General features: G+C 70.2%; 14 protein-coding genes. 6 read left to right on the top strand and 8 right to left on the bottom strand.

The genetic code is table 11. From position 1 onward, the window contains the following. The gene (locus ACSHXC_RS28160) at nt 1-975 is read right to left on the bottom strand and encodes a carbohydrate kinase family protein (protein WP_344371956.1); all 975 of its coding nucleotides are present in this window, start codon (nt 973-975) and stop codon (nt 1-3) included. A gap of 182 nt (nt 976-1157) precedes the next feature. On the opposite strand from ACSHXC_RS28160, the gene ACSHXC_RS28155 reads away from it, so the two are divergent. Both ACSHXC_RS28155 and ACSHXC_RS28150 read left to right on the top strand, forming a co-directional pair. Beyond that, the gene (locus tag ACSHXC_RS28155) at nt 1158-1367 is read left to right on the top strand and encodes a hypothetical protein (RefSeq protein WP_399485572.1); all 210 of its coding nucleotides are present in this window, start codon (nt 1158-1160) and stop codon (nt 1365-1367) included. Nucleotides 1368-1483: 116 nt separating this feature from the next. Next, nucleotides 1484-2983, top strand: a complete 1500-nt coding sequence (locus ACSHXC_RS28150) for a hypothetical protein (RefSeq protein ID WP_438294260.1) — start codon at nt 1484-1486, stop codon at nt 2981-2983. Nucleotides 2984-3058: 75 nt separating this feature from the next. Here the strand turns inward: ACSHXC_RS28150 and ACSHXC_RS28145 are convergent, their stop codons facing one another. Then, entirely contained in the window at nt 3059-3415 is a 357-nt protein-coding gene (locus tag ACSHXC_RS28145; RefSeq protein WP_030933606.1) for a HesB/IscA family protein, read from the bottom strand. Nucleotides 3416-3714: 299 nt separating this feature from the next. Here ACSHXC_RS28145 and nadA point away from each other — a divergent pair, with 299 nt between their 5' ends. Next, nucleotides 3715-4929, top strand: coding sequence for a quinolinate synthase NadA (nadA, locus tag ACSHXC_RS28140; RefSeq protein ID WP_438294259.1), 1215 nt, complete (start codon nt 3715-3717; stop codon nt 4927-4929). Nucleotides 4930-5031: 102 nt separating this feature from the next. Here the strand turns inward: nadA and ACSHXC_RS28135 are convergent, their stop codons facing one another. The 5 genes from ACSHXC_RS28135 to ACSHXC_RS28115 form a co-directional block, all read right to left on the bottom strand. Beyond that, a complete protein-coding gene (locus tag ACSHXC_RS28135; protein ID WP_438294258.1) occupies nt 5032-8151 on the bottom strand; it encodes an efflux RND transporter permease subunit in 3120 nt (1039 codons plus the stop codon). A gap of 206 nt (nt 8152-8357) precedes the next feature. Then, entirely contained in the window at nt 8358-9047 is a 690-nt protein-coding gene (locus tag ACSHXC_RS28130; RefSeq protein WP_438294257.1) for a response regulator, read from the bottom strand. After that, a complete protein-coding gene (locus tag ACSHXC_RS28125; protein ID WP_438294256.1) occupies nt 9044-10267 on the bottom strand; it encodes a sensor histidine kinase in 1224 nt (407 codons plus the stop codon). Before ACSHXC_RS28125 ends, ACSHXC_RS28130 begins: the two co-directional genes overlap by 4 nt. A gap of 39 nt (nt 10268-10306) precedes the next feature. Then, on the bottom strand, nt 10307-10585 hold the full coding sequence (pspAA, locus tag ACSHXC_RS28120) for a PspA-associated protein PspAA (RefSeq protein ID WP_438294255.1): 279 nt from the start codon (nt 10583-10585) through the stop codon (nt 10307-10309). A gap of 19 nt (nt 10586-10604) precedes the next feature. After that, nucleotides 10605-11399: a PspA/IM30 family protein gene (locus ACSHXC_RS28115; protein WP_344371934.1), complete on the bottom strand. Its 795-nt coding sequence runs from the start codon at nt 11397-11399 to the stop codon at nt 10605-10607. 263 nt (nt 11400-11662) lie between these two features. Here ACSHXC_RS28115 and ACSHXC_RS28110 point away from each other — a divergent pair, with 263 nt between their 5' ends. The 3 genes from ACSHXC_RS28110 (at nt 11663) to ACSHXC_RS28100 (ending at nt 14261) form a co-directional block, all read left to right on the top strand. Next, nucleotides 11663-12259 (top strand): DUF3043 domain-containing protein, encoded by a 597-nt coding sequence (locus tag ACSHXC_RS28110; RefSeq protein WP_438294254.1) that lies wholly within the window; start codon nt 11663-11665, stop codon nt 12257-12259. Between the two features lie 86 nt (nt 12260-12345). Continuing rightward, the gene (locus ACSHXC_RS28105) at nt 12346-13053 is read left to right on the top strand and encodes a class I SAM-dependent methyltransferase (protein WP_344371929.1); all 708 of its coding nucleotides are present in this window, start codon (nt 12346-12348) and stop codon (nt 13051-13053) included. Between the two features lie 98 nt (nt 13054-13151). Further along, entirely contained in the window at nt 13152-14261 is a 1110-nt protein-coding gene (locus tag ACSHXC_RS28100; RefSeq protein WP_438294253.1) for a S1C family serine protease, read from the top strand. 39 nt (nt 14262-14300) lie between these two features. Here the strand turns inward: ACSHXC_RS28100 and ACSHXC_RS28095 are convergent, their stop codons facing one another. Then, nucleotides 14301-14510, bottom strand: coding sequence for a hypothetical protein (locus tag ACSHXC_RS28095; RefSeq protein WP_386001090.1), 210 nt, complete (start codon nt 14508-14510; stop codon nt 14301-14303). Nucleotides 14511-14546: the final 36 nt, after the last annotated feature.

Genomic DNA, 14546 nt, shown 5'->3' with positions numbered 1-14546 from the left:
CTACTGGAGGTGGGCCCGCACCTCGGCGGCGGCCTCGTCGCCGTACGCCTTGGTGAAGCGGTCCATGAAGTGGGCCCGGCGCAGGGTGTACTCCTGGGTGCCCAGCGTCTCGATGACCAGGGTGGCCAGCATGCAGCCGAGCTGGGCGGCCCGCTCGTGGCCGACGCCCCAGGACAGGCCGGTCAGGAACCCGGCGCGGAAGGCGTCGCCCACACCCGTCGGGTCGACCTTGGCCTCCTCCTCCGGGACGCCGACGACGATCGGCTCGGCGCCGACCTGCTCGATGCGCACGCCGCGCGAGCCGAGCGTGGTGACCCGGTAGTCGACCTTGGCGAGGATCTCCTCGTCGCTCCAGCCGGTCTTGTTCTCGATGAGCCCCTTCTCGTACTCGTTGGAGAAGAGGTACGTCGCGCCTTCGAGCAGGGTGCGGATGTCGTCGCCGGACATGCGGGCGATCTGCTGCGAGAAGTCGGCGGCGAAGGGGATGCTCCGCGCCTTGCACTCCTCGGTGTGGCGCAGCATCGCCTCGGGGTCGTCGGCGCCGATCAGCACGAGGTCGAGGCCGCCCACGCGGTCGGCGACGGCCTTCAGCTCGATCTGGCGGGCCTCGCTCATCGCGCCCGTGTAGAAGGAGCCGATCTGGTTGTGGTCGGCGTCGGTGGTGCACACGAAGCGGGCGGTGTGCAGGACCTCGGAGATCCGTACCGAGCCGGTGTCGACGCCGTGCCGGTCGAGCCAGGCGCGGTACTCGTCGAAGTCGGAGCCCGCCGCGCCGACCAGGATCGGCCGGCCGCCGAGCTGGCCCATGCCGAAGCAGATGTTCGGACCGACACCGCCGCGGCGTACGTCGAGGTTGTCGACCAGGAAGGAGAGGGAGACCGTGTGCAGCTGGTCGGCGACCAGCTGGTCAGCGAATCGGCCGGGGAAGGTCATGAGGTGGTCGGTCGCGATGGAGCCGGTGACTGCGATACGCACGGCGGGGGCGCTCCTGAAGGGAATGCAGAGGGGCGCGCGAAGCGCCCCCATAAGGGCGGTGGTGGGTGACGGGCGGGCGTTGACAGTTCACGCTACCGGGTCGGATCTGCTGGGCCGACCGGCGGAAACTACCCAATAGTAGGTCTTTCTGTGCACGCTTCCCGATGCGTACGGTGCGAAGCATGGAAACCAAGGTGAGCAGCGTGCACGGGGTGGCGGCCGATCTTCCGGGCCTGGAGGAGCTGCGCGGGGACTGTGCGCGGATGGCTCCGCACTGGGTGGTGCCCGCACGGAACGCTCCGGCTCCGGTACCGCCGTCCCGGATCCACGGTGTGACGATTCCGTCCTCCTCGGTACGGCTGATCGCGGACATGTCCGAATACGGGGACTGAAACGGCTTGATCGCACGGGTGCGGCGCACGGGGATGGAACCGTGCGCTCCCCCGCTCCGTCCAAACGGCGTCCCTCGTAAGGGGGATGCGGGATACGACTGGACAGGAGCGATCTGGTGAGCAGCGAGCACACGCAGGACGAGCCCGAGCAGCGGCGTTCGCGACGATCTCCCTTGATCCTCGCCGCGGCCGCCGTGGCCGTACTGGCCGCGGGTGGCGGTGGGGCGTACTGGGCCTCGACGGCGTCCTCGGGCGGTGGCAGTACGCCCGGCGGGAACGGCGCACCTCCGCCGCTCGCACTCGACAGCACCCCGGGCGGCGACGCCGGCGGCGGTAGCGGCGGCAACGGGATCGCACCCGGTGAGCCGGACCCGAACGGGGTGGTCTACCGGGCGTCGGTCAAGCTGCCCGACGGCCCCGGCAAGGCACCCGTCTTCCAGCCGCGCGGCACGGTGAGCGAGGCCGACGCGACGCGGCTCGCCCGGGCGCTGGGGATCGACGGGGCGGTGCGCCTCGAAGGCGGCAGCTGGAAGGCGGGAGTGACCAAGGACAGTTCGGGCCCGATTCTGACGGTGAGTCAGAAGGCGCCCGGCACCTGGTCGTTCGCCCGGTACGGCACCGGCGGCTCGGACAACTGCCCCAAGGGCAAGATGTGTCCGATGCACACGACGGGCGCGGACACCGGAACCGGCTCGGGCACCGACGGCGGTACGGGCTCCGGCGGCCCCGTGAGCGAGCAGGCGGCGAAGGCGGCCGCGGCCCCGGTCCTCAAGGCGCTCGGTCAGGACGACGCCAAGCTGGACGCCAAGGAGATCCTGGCTTCGGCCCGGGTGGTGAACGCCGACCCCGCCGTCGACGGCCTCCCCACCTACGGCTGGACGACCGGCATCCAGGTCGGCCCGGACGGTCAAGTGGTGGGCGGCAGCGGCCAGTTGAAGACCCCGGACAAGGGCGCCACGTATCCGGTGGTCAGCGCGGACCAGACGCTGGCGCAGCTCAACAGCCGTGTCACACAGCGGCCGAAGCCCAAGGACTGCACAGGGCCGGTGCCGGTGGAGGGCCAGCCCACCAAGGGCCGGCTGCCGAGTGATCCGCAGGGCAACATCCAGCCGTGCAAGCAGCCCACGCCCTCGACCGTGACGATCGACGGGGCCACCTTCGGGCTCGCCGCGCAGTTCGTGGACGGCACTCCGACCCTCGTACCGTCATGGCTGTTCCAGGTGAAGCCGGACGCCGGTCAGTCCTTCACCATCACCGCTCCGGCGGTGGCGCCCCAGTACGTGACCAAGCCGCCGACCGGTGCTCCCGTGCCGCCGCCTTCGGGGTCGGCCAACGCGCCGGGCACGCACAGGCAGGCGCTTGAGTCGTACGCCGTCGCGCCGGACGGGCGGACCTTGAACGTGACGTTCTGGGGCGGGGTGTGCAGCACGTACACGGCGACCGCCGACGAGAGCGGCGACGGCGTGCGGGTCAAGGTGACCGGGCAGGTCAAGGACCCGAAGAAGATGTGCATCATGCTGGCCAAGCAGCAGACGGTCTCCGTACAGCTGCATGAGGCGCTCGGGGCCCGCAAGGTGCTCGACGCGGACACCGGCAAGGAGCTGCCGAAGAAGTAGCGCGGATGCGCCGGACATGACGAAGGCGGGTGCCCCCGATATCCGGGGCCACCCGCCTTTCGGCTGCCGCGAGGCTTAGCTGAAGGAGTCGCCGCAGGCGCAGGAACCCGTCGCGTTCGGGTTGTCGATCGTGAAGCCCTGCTTCTCGATGGTGTCGACGAAGTCGATCGAGGCGCCGCCCAGGTACGGGGCGCTCATGCGGTCGGTGACGACCTTGACGCCGTCGAAGTCCTTGACGACATCGCCGTCGAGCGAGCGCTCGTCGAAGAACAGCTGGTAACGCAGGCCCGAGCAGCCGCCCGGCTGAACGGCGACGCGCAGCGCCAGGTCGTCCCGGCCTTCCTGCTCAAGGAGGCCCTTGACCTTGGCCGCGGCGGCGTCGGACAGGAGGATGCCGTCGCTCACGGTGGTGGTCTCGTCCGATACGGACATCTGCTTCTCTCCCGGGTTGTACGGAGACTGCTTGCCGACGGTTGCAACCGGCGGGGCCCCGGATTCATTCCGGGTTCTTCCCTTTCATGCTCGCACACGCGATGGCGGGCGAGGAAAGGCCTGTGGACAACCCGGTGCGAGAACCTGCGCGGGCCGGGTGCGTCACATCGACGCTATGGCCATCGTCAAAGTGACGTGAAGCAGTTATGATAGATAGCGTCATTTAGACGAAAACCCCTCGATGGAAGCACCGGGGGCCACTGGAGCGGCTCCGCCGCACTGCTCAGGAAACAGAAAGGGTGCGTGACGTGACCACCGCCCAGCCCCGTCAGGACACCGCCGGCCGCGTCGAGCTCGACGTTCAGCCGACGCCGCTCGCGCTGCTCCTGCTCGGCCGTGAGGCCGACCCGAAGAGCGAGCGCGGCGTGGAGTGCCCCGGCGACCTTCCTTCGCCCTCCGACCCGGACCTGGTGGCCCGCGCCCGCGCCGCCAAGGCGAAGCTCGGGGACAAGGTCTTCATCCTCGGGCACCACTACCAGCGCGACGAGGTCATCGAGTTCGCCGATGTGACGGGCGACTCGTTCAAGCTGGCCAAGGACGCCGCCGCGAAGCCCGAGGCCGAGTACATCGTGTTCTGCGGTGTGCACTTCATGGCCGAGTCCGCGGACATCCTGACCGGCGACGACCAGAAGGTCGTCCTGCCGGACCTCGCCGCGGGCTGCTCGATGGCCGACATGGCCACCGCCGAGCAGGTCGCCGAGTGCTGGGACGTGCTGACCGAGGCCGGCATAGCCGAGCAGGTCGTGCCCGTCTCGTACATGAACTCCTCGGCCGACATCAAGGCGTTCACCGGCAAGCACGGCGGCACCATCTGCACCTCCTCCAACGCCGAGCGCGCCCTGAACTGGGCCTTCGAGCAGGGGGAGAAGGTGCTGTTCCTTCCCGACCAGCACCTGGGCCGCAACACCGCGGTGCGCGAGCTCGGCATGTCCCTCGACGACTGCGTGCTCTACAACCCGCACAAGCCGAACGGCGGGCTCACCGTCGAGGAGCTGCAGGGCGCCAAGATGATCCTGTGGCGCGGGCACTGCTCGGTGCACGGCCGCTTCTCGCTGGACTCGGTGAACGACGTGCGCGAGCGGATCCCGGGCGTGAACGTCCTGGTGCACCCCGAGTGCAAGCACGAGGTCGTCGCCGCGGCGGACTACGTCGGCTCGACGGAGTACATCATCAAGGCCCTGGAGGCCGCCCCGCGCGGCTCGAAGTGGGCGATCGGCACCGAGCTGAACCTGGTGCGGCGCCTGGCCAACCGGTTCGCCGCCGAGGACAAGGAGATCGTCTTCCTCGACAAGACGGTCTGCTTCTGCTCGACCATGAACCGCATCGACCTCCCCCACCTGGTGTGGACCCTGGAGTCGCTCGCCGAGGGCAAGCTGATCAACCAGATCCAGGTCGACAGGGAGACCGAGAGCTTCGCGAAGCTCGCCCTGGAGCGGATGCTGGCGCTGCCGTAGCCGCCCGCGACACTGCCTGTGACACGACGGAAGGCCGCCCCCCGGCCGAGGGGGCGGCCTTCGTCGTTGCGGGACCGGGCCGGGCGTTGTCGCCGGACCGGGTCAGGCGTTGGCCGGCTCCAGCCGGTCGGAGCCGTCCGACGGGGCCGGGAGCCCCGCCTTCCTGGCGCGCTTGGCCGCCTTCTTCCTGGCCTTGCGCTCCTTGCGGAGCTCGACCATCGCGTAGAGGGTCGGCACCAGGAGCAGCGTCAGGAGCGTCGACGTCACCAGACCGCCGATCACCACGACCGCGAGCGGCTGGGCTATGAAGCCGCCCTCGCCGGTGATGCCGAGCGCCATCGGGAGCAGCGCGAAGATCGTCGCCAGTGCCGTCATGAGGATCGGGCGCAGACGGTGGCGACCGCCCTCGACGACGGCCTCGACGACGCCGAGACCCTGCTTGCGGTACTGGTTGATCAGGTCGATCAGGACGATCGCGTTGGTGACCACGATGCCGATCAGCATGAGCATGCCGATCATCGCCGGGACGCCCATCGGGGTGCCGGTGGCGATCAGGAGGCCGATCGCACCGGTGGCCGCGAACGGGATCGCGACCAGCAGGATCAGCGGCTGGATCAGGGACTTGAACGTCGCGACCAGGAGCATGAAGACGATCGCGATCGCCGCCAGCATCGCCAGACCCAGGTTCTTGAACGCGTCCGACTGATCCGAGGAGACGCCGCCGATGGAGGCGGTGGCGCCGGACGGCAGCTTCAGGTCATTGATCTTGGCCTGGAGGTCGGTGCTGACCTTGCCCGTGTTGTCACCGACCGGCTTGGCGGTGATGGTCGCGGAGCGGGCGCCGTCGATCCGGGTCATCGAGACCGGTCCTGGCACGAGCTTCACATCGGCGATGTCGCCGAGCTTGACCGCGCCGAGGGACAGGTTCTTGAGCTGGTCCACCGTGGTGGCCGGGTCGGCCGCGGTGATGTACACATCACGCTCGGAGTCGCCCATGATCGCCTTGGTGACCTGGGTGCCCCGCACCTGCTGGGCGACGGCCATGCCGAGGGTGGTCTGGTTGAAGCCCGCGTCGGCCGCCTTGTCGTTGGGCTGCACCGAGACCCGGGGCACGCTCTGCGCCAGGTCGCTCTGGACGTCGCTGACGTCCTTGAGGCCCGCGACCGCCTGACGGACCTGCTCCGAGGCCTTCTTCAGGACGTCGGCGTCGGCCGCCTTGACGACCACGCTCAGGTCCTGGCTGCCGAAGCCACCGCCGGCCGTGATGGCAGGGTTGCCCGGCTGGCCCTTGAGCGCCTTCTCCAGGCGGTCGTGCGCCTTGTCGTAGTCGCTCGCGTTCTTCAGCGTCACCGTGTACGAGGCCTGGTTGGCGCCGGTGCCGCCGCCGAAGGCCGCCATGAAACCGGAGGAGCCGACGGTGACCTGGTAGCTCTTGACCGCCGGGTCGGCGGCGAGGATCTGCTCGACCTTCTTGGAGGCCGCGTCCGCCGCGTCCAGGCTGGTGCCCGGGGCCAGCTCCTGCTTGATCGACAGGCTGTCCTGCTCGCCCTGATCGAAGAAGTTGGTCTTCAGGAGACCGGCCATGCCGAACGTGCCGACCAGGATCACGACCGCGATCAGCACGCTGGTGAGGCGGCGCCGGGTGGCGAAGCGGAGCACGGGGACGTACATCCGCTGGAGGCGGGCCTTGTTCTCCTTCTCCTCGGCCCTGCGGCGCGCCTCGTCCGGGTCGATGCCCGCGATCGCCTTGGGCGCGCGCAGGAACCAGTACGACAGGACCGGGACGACGGTCAGGGAGACGAGGAGCGAGGCGAGCAGGGCCGCGGTGACGGTGAGGCTGAACGAGCCGAACAGCTCGCCCACCATGCCGTTCACGAAGGCGATCGGCAGGAAGACCGCGACGGTGGTGAGCGTCGAGGCGGTGACCGCGCCGGCGACCTCCTTGACCGCCGCCAGGATCGCCTCCTGGCGCTCCTCGCCGTAGCCGAGGTGGCGCTTGATGTTCTCCAGGACCACGATCGAGTCGTCGACGACCCGGCCGATCGCGATCGTCAGCGCGCCCAGGGTGAGCATGTTGAGGGAGAGGTCCTGCGTCCACAGCACAATCAGCGCGAGGACCACGGACAGCGGGATGGAGACCGCGGTCACCAGCGTCGAGCGGACCGAGGCCAGGAAGAGCAGGATCACGATCACGGCGAAGAGCAGGCCGAGCGCGCCCTCGGTGGTCAGGCCGGAGATGGCCTTGGAGACCTGGGGGCCCTGGTCCATGGCAACGGTGAGCTCCGCGCCGGAACCGAGGTCCTTCTTCAGGTCGGGCAGCTTGTCCTTGACGGCCTTCGAGATCGCGACGGCGCTGCCGTCGTGGTCCATGGTGGCCGTCACGGCGAGGCTGGGCTTGCCGTTGGTGCGGGTGATGGAGACCCGCTTCGAGGGCTGCTGCTTGACGGTGGCGATGTCGCCGAGGCGGACCGGGGAGCCCTGCTGCGGCTTGATCCGCAGGTCCTCGATCTGCTTCAGCGAAGTGTACGGAGCGCCGACCTGGACGGTGCGGCTCTTGCCGTCCTCGGAGAACGAACCGCCGGGGACGGTGGCGCCGCCCGCCTTCAGGGCGTCGCCGAGCGTCATCGTGGTGAGGCCGGCCGCGGCCAGCTTCTTCGGGTCGGGCGTGACGTTGACCTGGAGGTCCTGGACGCCGTCGACGCTGACGCGGCCGACGCCCTTGATGTCCTGGAGGACCGGGACGACCGTGCGGTCCAGCTGGTCGGCGAGCGCCTGCTGGTCCTTGTCGGAGGTCACCGCGAGCACGACGGTCGGCATGTCGTCGGTGGAGCCGGCCACGACCTGCGGGTCGACTTCCGAGGGGATCTGGGTGCGGGACCGGTTGACGGCCTGCTGGATGTCGGCGACGAGCTGCTTCGTACCGGTGCCGAAGTCGAAGGTCGCCATGATCACGGCGTTGCCCTCGGAGGCCGTGGACGTGATGCCCTTGACTCCGCTGACGGCCTTGATGTTCTTTTCGAGCGGCTCGACGACCTGCTTCTCGACCACGTCGGGGGACGCACCCTGGTAGGGGGCGAGCACCGACACCATCGGCAGTTCGATGGTGGGCAGCAGTTGCTGCTTGAGCTGCGGAATGGCGATCGCCCCGAAGACGATCGCGACGATCGACATCAGGCCTATCAGGGCCCGTTGTGCGAGGCTGAATCTGGACAGCCAGGACATGGGTGGGGTCTCTCTTCTGTGGCGTGCGAGCGGCGGTTACCCGGCAAAAGGCAGGCGGGACCGGCCCGTGATCACGCGGCGCATCACCCGGGAAGACCCGGCCCCCACCTATAACCCTCGGTCATGGGGCGGGGTCGATTCCTCGCTCCCAGGTCCCTTTCCTTATCCCGCGCATACCGCAGCCGCAGTACGCCGCGCTCCACCCTTCAGTCCACCCGTGGGCGGACAAGGCCCGATTCGTACGCGATGACCACCAATTGGGCGCGGTCGCGGGCGCTCAATTTGGCCATCGCGCGGTTGACGTGGGTCTTGACGGTGAGCGGACTGACCGCGAGGCGCTCGGCGATCTCGTCGTTGGAGTGGCCGCCCGCGACCTGGACCAGGACCTCGCGCTCGCGGACGGTGAGGGCGGCGAGCCGCTCGCCGTGCCGCCGCGGGTCCTCGCCGCCGCCGTCCCAACTGCCCCCCTGCGCGAGGAAGGTGGTGATCAGGCCCTTGGTCGCGGCCGGGGAGAGCAGCGCCTCACCGGCCGCCGCGACCCGGATCGCACCGAGCAGTTCCTCGGGTTCGGCCCCCTTGCCGAGGAAGCCCGAGGCTCCGGCCCGGAGCGACTGCACCACGTATTCGTCGACCTCGAAGGTCGTCAGCATCACCACGTGGACGGCGGCCAGCGCCGGGTCTGCGGTGATGGCGCGGGTGGCGGCGAGGCCGTCGGTGCCGGGCATCCGGATGTCCATCAGGACCACGTCCGGCAGCGTCCGGTGGACCACGCCCACGACCTCGGCGCCGTCGGCCGCCTCGCCGACGACCTCCATGTCCGGCTCGGAGTCGACCAGTACGCGGAAGGCCGAGCGCAGCAGCGCCTGGTCGTCGGCGAGTACCACCTTGATCGTCATGACGTGCCTTCCCCCGTGGCCCCGGTCTCCGCGGCCTTGACCGGCAGTATCGCCTGAACGCGGAAGCCGCCGCCGTAGCGGGGCCCGGCCGTGCAGCTGCCGCCGAGCGCCGTGACGCGCTCGCGCATGCCGAGCAGGCCGTGCCCCCCGCCGTCGCCGTTCCCGTCGCCCGCGGCGGTGCCGTTGTCGATGACGGTGATCTCGGTGTTCGGACCGACCCGTACGACGCTCACCTCGGCCTTGGCGCCGGGCCCCGCATGCTTGTGCACATTGGTGAGGGCCTCCTGGATGACCCGGTACGCGGCGAGGTCGACGGAGGCGGGCAGCGGGGAGTCGTCGATGCGGGCGAGCTCCACGGGCAGCCCCGCGCGCCGGAATCCGCCGAGCAGATCGTCGAGGACGGCGAGCCCGGGGGCGGGCTCGGTGGGGGCGGCCGGGTCGCCGGACTGGCGCAACAGGCCGACGGTGGACCGGAGTTCGTCGAGCGCGGAGCGGCTGGCCTCGCGCACATGGGCGAGTGCCTCCTTCGCCTGGTCGGGCCGTTTGTCCATGACGTGGGCGGCGACCCCGGCCTGGACGTTGACCAGCGCGATGTGGTGGGCCACCACGTCGTGGAGGTCACGGGCGATCCGCAGCCGCTCCTCGGCGACCCGGCGCCGGGCCTCCTCCTCACGGCCGTGCTCGGCCCGCTCGGCGCGCTCCCTGATCGCGTCGATGAAGGCGCGCCGGCTGCGCACGGCGTCTCCGGCGGCCGCGGCCATCCCGGTCCAGGCGAAGATCCCGAGGTGTTCCTGGGAGTACCAGGGCGGGGCGCCGAAGAGCATCGCCGTACCGGTGAGCACGACGATGGTGAGCACGCCGACCCGATAGGTGGTGGGCCGGTCGGTGTGGGCGGCGACGGTGTAGAGCGCGACAACGGCGCTCATCGCGACGGGCGCGGGCGGGGCGCCGAGGCTCAGCTCGACCATGGTGAGCGCGCTGGTGCAGGCCAGCACGGCCATGGGTCTGCGCCGCCGCAGGACGAGGACGGCCGCCCCCAGCGTCATCAGGACGAGCGAACGCAGACCCGGCGTACGGGTGCCGAAGGTGGGCCCGTTCGGCCCGTGCGGGTCCGCGAAGGACCCGAGGACCATGCACAGCAGTACGCCGAGGGCGAGGGCGGCATCCAGGGCCAGCGGATGCGCCCTGAGCCACGGGCGGGCACGGTCGACGGGAGTCACGGTCACCTACCGTAAACGGGCCGGGGCCCCGGCTCCCGGTCAGCCCGGGATGAGCCCGTCGTCGCTGAGCATCTCCCTGACCTCGTCCAGCGTCGCGTCCGGGCTCGGAAGGATCAGCTCGGACGGCTCCAGGGCGTCGTCGGGAAGGGGCTCGCCCAGGCGGCGCACCGCGTCGAGGAGGGAGCCGAGTGTGCGACGGAAGCCCTCCTCGTCGCCGGACTCCATCTCTTCGAGGAGCTCGTCGTCGAGCTTGTTGAGCTCGGTGAAGTGGCTGTCCGCCAGCTTCACCTGGCCCTCCCCCATGATCCGGACGATCATGAACGTCTCCCGTTGCTCGTCACTGCTTGTCGAAGCGCGGGCTCTGCTGCGGGGCCTTGTCCTGAGGAGCGGCGGTGCCGCCCTCGATGGCCTGCTTCCCGCCTGCCGGGCCACCCATCAGCTCGGCCTTCATCCGCTGCAGTTCCAGCTCTACATCCGTACCACCGGACAGCCGGTCCAGCTCGGTCTGGATGTCGTCCTTGGCGAGGCCCGACTGGTCGTCGAGGGCGCCGGAGGCAAGCAGTTCGTCGATCGCGCCGGCTCGCGCCTGGAGCTGCGCGGTCTTGTCCTCGGCCCGCTGGATGGCCATGCCGACGTCGCTCATCTCCTCGGAGATGCCCGAGAAGGACTCCGCGATCCGGGTCTGGGCCTGGGCCGCCGTGTACGTCGCCTTGATCGTTTCCTTCTTGGTGCGGAAGGCGTCGACCTTGGCCTGGAGGCGCTGGGCCGCAAGGGTGAGCTTCTCCTCCTCGCCCTGCAACGTCTGGTGCTGCGTCTCCAAGTCGGTGACCTGCTGCTGCAGCGAGGCCCGGCGGGACAGGGCCTCGCGGGCCAGGTCCTCACGGCCGAGCGAGAGGGCCTTGCGGCCCTGGTCCTCCAGCTTGGAGGACTGGCTCTGGAGCTGGTTGAGCTGCAGCTCCAGACGCTTGCGGGAGGTCGCCACGTCGGCGACGCCCCGGCGCACCTTCTGGAGCAGCTCAAGCTGCTTCTGGTACGAGTAATCGAGGGTCTCGCGAGGGTCCTCGGCCCGGTCAAGGGCCTTGTTCGCCTTCGCGCGGAAGATCATCCCCATACGCTTCATGACACCGCTCATGGGCTTCGCGCGCCCCCTTCTGACGGACTCCAGCTCCAGCTGCTGCAACAGAACCCACAGTACGGGCCCTGCATCCATTACCGCACTGTTCGGGCGACGATGCGCTCATCCCCAAGGACGACTACGTTCCGCGCCGATCCGGCGCAGGGAGTAGGTGAACCTCGGGGAACCGTGCATCCGCCGCCTCTACAGACGCAAGGCGTTGTGGGATCGTTCCCCACCGGCCTGGGGTCCATTCCCATCACCCCGTACCCTTGGGGATTGTGTTCCGTAGCCGTTCCAACGCAGAGAAGGCCCCCACCGACAAGGTGACGGCGGACCTCTCCAAAGCGCCCCGCGACCCCGAGGCCCCCAAGGGGCGCCCCACTCCCAAGCGGAGTGAGGCCCAGACTCAGCGCCGCCGTGCCTCGACCGCGCCGACCGACCGCAAGGAGGCCGCCAAGCGCCAGCGCGAGGCACGCCGGGTCGACATGGCCAAGCAGCGCGAGGCGCTCGCCAATGGCGACCAGCGCTATCTGCCGGCCCGCGACAAGGGCCCGGTGCGTGGGTTCGTCCGCGACTTCGTCGACTCCCGGTTCTCGGTCGCCGAGATGTTCCTGCCCCTCGCGGTGATCATCCTGGTCCTCTCGATGATCCGGATCGGCAGCCTGCAGAGCCTTTCGCTGCTGCTGTGGCTCGTCGTGATCGTGCTGATCGTCCTCGACTCGATCGGGCTCGCCTTCCGCCTGAAGAAGGCGCTGGCCGCCCGCTTCCCGGACGAGCCGAAGAAGGGCGCCGTCGCCTACGGCCTGATGCGCACGCTCCAGATGCGCCGGCTGCGGCTGCCGAAGCCGCAGGTCAAGCGCGGAGAGCGGCCCTGAGCGGCGGACCGTCCGGCTTCGCCGGCGCCGGTGAAGCCTGGCTCAAGGGCCTCGCCGGACTGCGCAACGTCGTCCGCCAGGAGCTCGTGGCCCGTCAGCTCGACGAGCAGATAGCCGCGCGCTTCCCGGTGGGCCAGCGCCTGCGCATTCTGGACGTCGGCATGGGCCAGGGCACCCAGGCCCTGCGCCTGGCCCGCGCCGGGCACTCGGTGACCGGGCTGGAATCCGATCCCGGGATGCTGAAGGTGGCCCGCGAGTCACTGGCCACCGAGCCCGAGGGCATCCGCGAGCGGGTCCGCCTGATCGAGGGCGACGGCCGCGAGACCGGGGTGCACTTCCTGCCGGGCTCCTTCGACGTGGTGCTCTGCCACGGCGTCCTGATGTACGTCCAGGAGCCCGACGCGATGCTCGCGGGCCTGGCCCGGATGCTCGCCCCCGGCGGCCTCCTCTCGCTGCTCGTACGGAACGCGGACGCGCTGGCCGTGCGGCCCGGGCTCGCCGGTGACTGGCCGGGCGCCCTGTCGGCCTTCGACACCGACTCGTACACCAACCGGCTCGGCCTGCCCGTGCGGGCCGACAAGCTGGCCGCGCTGACCCGCACGCTCGACGGGATCGCGGCGCCGCTGCACGCCTGGTACGGGGTGCGAGTGTTCACCGACAACGTGCCGAACGAGACGCCGCTGCCGCCCGCCGACGAGCTGGACCGCCTGCTCGCCGCCGAGGACCGGGCGGGCCGCACCGACCCCTACCGCCAGGTCGCGGCGCTGCTGCACCTCTTCGGCGTACGGGACTGAGCCGGGGGTATCCGCCGATGGGGCCCCGGCCCGGGGCTCCGGTACCTGATCGGGCGCACCGACAGGCCGTCAAATCGGACCAAAGGGATACTCCTGCCATGGATGCATCTCTTCGCCCCGGCCGGGTGCGCCGTGCTGCCCTGCCCCTGGCCGCCACCGTTGCCACCGCCCTTCTCCTCGGCGGCTGTTCGGACACGGGCGCCGCGGCGGTCAAGGCAACGCCGAGTACGTCCGCAGTCGCGTCGGCGAGTTCTTCGACGGCCCGGCAGGGCGGCTCCGGCGGGACCGACAGCCTGCAGAGCGACTACCAGCGGGTGATCAAGGACGTGCTGCCCTCGGTCGTGCAGATCGAGGCGTCCAACAGCCTCGGCTCGGGGATCGTCTACGACAACCAGGGGCACATCGTCACCAACGCCCATGTCGTGGGCGACGAGAAGAGCTTCAAGGTGACGACGTCCGGCAGCAGTTCGGCGGTCACCGCCCGGCTGGTCGCGGCCTATCCAGAGCAGGACCTCGCGGTGATCGGGCTGGACTCGGTGCCGAGCGGGCTGAAGGCGGCGAAGTTCGGCGACTCGGCCAAGGTCGAGATGGGCCAGATCGTGCTGGCGATGGGCTCCCCGCTCGGCCTGTCCTCCAGCGTCACCCAGGGCATCGTGTCCGCGACCGGCCGCACCGTCTCCGAGGGCCAGGGCGGCGGCGGGACGGGCGCCACCATCGCGAACATGGTGCAGACCTCGGCCGCGATCAACCCCGGCAACAGCGGCGGCGCGCTGGTCAACCTGGACAGCGAGGTCATCGGCATCCCCACGCTCGCCGCGACCGACCCGGACATGGGCGGCAGCGCGGCCCCCGGCATCGGCTTCGCGATCCCGGTGTCGATGGTGAGGACGGTCGCCGACCAGATCATCAAGAGCGGCAAGGTCACCGACTCCGGCCGGGCGGCGCTCGGCATCACCGGCCGCACCGTGGTCGACGCGGGCTACCGGCCGGCCGGCGTCGCGATCGTGCAGGTCGCGGCCGACGGCGCCGCGGCCAGGGCGGACCTGAAGCCGGGCGACATCATCGTCAAGCTCGACGACACCGGCATCACGACCATCACCTCGCTCACGGAGGCGCTGGCCGCGGACAAGCCCGGCCAGAAAGTGCGGGTGACGTACACACGCGACGGTACGAACAAGACGGCCGAGGTCACCCTCGGCGAGATCTGAGGCGGGCCGGGGGCGCCCAACACGCCCCCGGCCGGGCCCTCAGGCCTGGTCGGCGTGCAGGCTCATCGGGCCGTAGATCCGCGTGCCGTCCTCGGACAGGAAGACCTGGTCGGCCCCGCCTTCGAGCAGGTCCTTCCACACCTCACCGATCCAGGACTCCGCATCGCCCTGGGTCGTGAACTCCTCCGGCACCACCGCCGGCTCGACCTCCGTACCGTCCGACTTCTCGAAACGCCACGTCCACGCCATGTCCGCCTCCTGGGTCACGTTGCTGCCCGCAGCGTA

It is taken from the genome of Streptomyces sp. HUAS TT7, from assembly GCF_051550175.1.
Classification (GTDB): Bacteria; Actinomycetota; Actinomycetes; order Streptomycetales; family Streptomycetaceae; genus Streptomyces.
This window is presented reverse-complemented; position numbering and strand designations above follow the sequence as displayed.

Bases quoted from the DNA above. Each gene is read 5' to 3' on its own strand.
- ACSHXC_RS28100 (WP_438294253.1), top strand. From the start codon at position 13,152: ATGGATGCATCTCTTCGCCCCGGCCGGGTGCGCCGTGCTGCCCTGCCC.
- ACSHXC_RS28155 (WP_399485572.1), top strand. From the start codon at position 1,158: ATGGAAACCAAGGTGAGCAGCGTGCACGGGGTGGCGGCCGATCTTCCG.
- ACSHXC_RS28135 (WP_438294258.1), bottom strand. From the start codon at position 8,151: ATGTCCTGGCTGTCCAGATTCAGCCTCGCACAACGGGCCCTGATAGGC.
- ACSHXC_RS28115 (WP_344371934.1), bottom strand. From the start codon at position 11,399: ATGAGCGGTGTCATGAAGCGTATGGGGATGATCTTCCGCGCGAAGGCG.
- pspAA (WP_438294255.1), bottom strand. From the start codon at position 10,585: ATGATCGTCCGGATCATGGGGGAGGGCCAGGTGAAGCTGGCGGACAGC.
- ACSHXC_RS28145 (WP_030933606.1), bottom strand. From the start codon at position 3,415: ATGTCCGTATCGGACGAGACCACCACCGTGAGCGACGGCATCCTCCTG.
- ACSHXC_RS28130 (WP_438294257.1), bottom strand. From the start codon at position 9,047: ATGACGATCAAGGTGGTACTCGCCGACGACCAGGCGCTGCTGCGCTCG.
- ACSHXC_RS28095 (WP_386001090.1), bottom strand. From the start codon at position 14,510: ATGGCGTGGACGTGGCGTTTCGAGAAGTCGGACGGTACGGAGGTCGAG.